Here is a 3,110-nt window from a genome sequence, read left to right as displayed (position 1 = left end):
GAGTTATGGATTTTTTCTAGGTTTGGCGGTGACCTACTCTCCCACGTCTTGAGACGCAGTACCATTGGCGCGCCGGCACTTAACGGCCGAGTTCGGGATGGGATCGGGTGTTTTGCTCGTGCTATGACCACCAAACCGAGGAAAAATCCATGTTCGGCGCTTTGCGTTGCAAAGCGCCGGGTGGCGGAAGCGATTGCGCTTGCGCAATTGCGTGCCACACCTGCGTAAGCTGGGCGCGGCTTTTGCCACCAACATCAGGTTTTGTCCAAGTCTGACTTCCGACTTATTCCAGTCTTGCTTTTACTGGATCAAATCAAGCCTATCGGGCAATTAGTACCGGTCAACTGAACGCATTGCTGCGCTTACATCTCCGGCCTATCGACGTGGTGGTCTACCACGGCCCTCAGGGATACCTTGTTTTGAGGGGGGCTTCCCGCTTAGATGCCTTCAGCGGTTATCCTTTCCGGACATAGCTACCCTGCACTGCGGCTGGCGCCACAACAGGTCCACCAGTGGTCCGTTCACCCCGGTCCTCTCGTACTAGGGGCAACTCCTCTCAAGTATCCTACACCCACGGCAGATAGGGACCGAACTGTCTCACGACGTTCTAAACCCAGCTCACGTACCTCTTTAAACGGCGAACAGCCGTACCCTTGGGACCTGCTCCAGCCCCAGGATGAGATGAGCCGACATCGAGGTGCCAAACGGTGCCGTCGATATGGACTCTTGGGCACCATCAGCCTGTTATCCCCGGCGTACCTTTTATCCGTTGAGCGATGGCCCTCCCACTTGGGACCACCGGATCACTATGGCCGTCTTTCGACTCTGCTCGACTTGTCAGTCTTGCAGTCAGGCTGGCTTCTGCCATTGCACTCAACGAGCGATTTCCGACCGCTCTGAGCCAACCTTCGCGCGCCTCCGTTACGCTTTAGGAGGCGACCGCCCCAGTCAAACTACCCGCCACACAGGGTCCCGGATCCGGATAACGGACCGCGGTTAGACATCAAGCAGAACAAGGGTGGTATCTCAAGGAAGGCTCCACAGAGACTGGCGTCCCTGCTTCGAAGCCTACCACCTATCCTGCACATGTTCGGCCTAATGCCAGTGTGAAGCTGTAGTAAAGGTGCACGGGGTCTTTCCGTCTAACCGCGGGAAGCCTGCATCTTGACAGGCAATTCAATTTCGCTGAGTCGATGTTGGAGACAGCGGGGAAGTCGTTACGCCATTCGTGCAGGTCGGAACTTACCCGACAAGGAATTTCGCTACCTTAGGACCGTTATAGTTACGGCCGCCGTTTACCTGGGCTTCAATTCGGAGCTCTCACCCCTCCTTTTAACCTTCAGGCACCGGGCAGGCGTCAGACCCTATACGTCGTCTTGCGACTTCGCAGAGCCCTGTGTTTTTAGTAAACAGTCGCCACCCCCTGGTTTGTGCCCCCGGATCCAAGTTGCCTTGAACCCGGGCCTCCTTCTCGCGAACTTACGGAGGTATTTTGCCGAGTTCCTTCAACATCGTTCTCTCAAGCGCCTTGGTATGCTCTACCAGTCCACCTGTGTCGGTTTAGGGTACGGTCTGATGGAGGGCTATTTCCAGGAACCGCTCAGCAGCAAGGTCAATCCGATAAGACCTCACTACACCTGCGATCCGTCACATCCTCCTGGCCTAGGAATATTAACCTAGTTCCCATCGTCTACGCATTTCTGCCTCGACTTAGGGGCCGGCTTACCCTGCTCAGATTAGCTTTAAGCAGGAACCCTTGGACTTTCGGCGAGAGTGTCTCTCACACTCTTTGTCGCTACTCATGTCATCATTCTCGCTAGTGATCTCTCCACCGGATCGCTCACGCGCCGGCTTCACAGAAAACTCCGAGCCTCCAACACTCCCGAAGGAGTCAAAGAGGCGTGGAGTTATATCACACTACGCTCCGCTACCACTGCTTGCGCAGTCCTCAGCTTCGGCTCATGGCTTGAGCCCCGTTACATCTTCGCCGCAGGACAACTTGATTAGACCAGTGAGCTGTTACGCTATCTTTAAAGGATGGCTGCTTCTAAGCCAACCTCCTGGTTGTTTTGGTCGTCCCACCTGCTTTCCCACTTAGCCATGAATTAGGGGCCTTAGCTGGAGGTCAGGGTTGTTTCCCTCTCCACGACGGACGTTAGCATCCGCCGTGTGTCTGCCGCATAGTACTCCTCGGTATTCGGAGTTTGGTTAGGATCAGTAAGTCTGTGGGACCCCATTACCCATCCAGTGCTCTACCCCCGAGGGTATTCGTGCGACGCTCTACCTAAATAGATTTCGCGGAGAACCAGCTATCTCCGAGTTTGATTGGCCTTTCACCCCTAGGCACAACTCATCCCGACCTTTTTCAACAGGTGTGGGTTCGGACCTCCAACAAGTGTTACCTTGTCTTCATCCTGGTCATGCCTAGATCACTCGGTTTCGGGTCTGATCCAACATACTCGACGCCCTATTAAGACTCGCTTTCGCTACGCCTACACCTATCGGCTTAAGCTTGCATGTTAGACCAAGTCGATGACCCATTATACAAAAGGTACGCCGTCAGGACTCGAGGTCCCTCCGACTGCTTGTAGGCGCCCGGTTTCAGAAACTGTTTCACTCCCCTCGTCGGGGTGCTTTTCACCTTTCCCTCACGGTACTGGTTCGCTATCGGTCAGCAAGGAGTACTTAGCCTTCGAGGGTGGTCCCCCGATCTTCAGACAGGATTTCACGTGTCCCGCCCTACTTAATACATCCAATCGAGCTTCCAATACGGGGCTGTCACCCGCTATGGCCGTGCTTTCCAACACGTTCTTGTCACTCTCATGGCTTGGCTGGTCCCCGTTCGCTCGCCGCTACTAGGGGAGTATCAATTGATTTCCTTTCCTCCGGGTACTTAGATGTTTCAGTTCCCCGGGTTTGCTCTTTGAAGCCTATGTATTCAGCCTCAAAGTACCTGGTTCAGCTTCATAAAGATAACCGAGGCTATCTATATGGAACTGTCAGGTGGGTTGCCCCATTCGGAAATTCCTGGATCAAAGCTTATTCTCAGCTCCCCAGGACTTATCGCAGAGTATCACGTCCTTCATCGCCTCTTGCTGCCAAGGCATCCA

At 54.3% G+C, this 3,110-nt stretch carries 2 rRNA genes (1 of these 2 cut by a window edge); both read right to left on the bottom strand.

Annotated features, from left to right (window positions below):
• Positions 1 to 20: 20 nt before the first annotated feature.
• Positions 21 to 135: ribosomal RNA gene (rrf, locus tag ACFQ2S_RS24740) — 5S ribosomal RNA — on the bottom strand.
• Positions 136 to 309: 174 nt separating this feature from the next.
• Positions 310 to 3,110, bottom strand: a 23S ribosomal RNA gene (locus ACFQ2S_RS24735); it runs 25 nt beyond the window's last position.

It is taken from the genome of Tropicimonas aquimaris (assembly GCF_042676185.1).
GTDB lineage: Bacteria > Pseudomonadota > Alphaproteobacteria > Rhodobacterales > Rhodobacteraceae > Tropicimonas > Tropicimonas aquimaris.
Note: the sequence above shows the minus strand (reverse complement) of the source record. Positions and strands in the feature narration are given on the sequence as shown.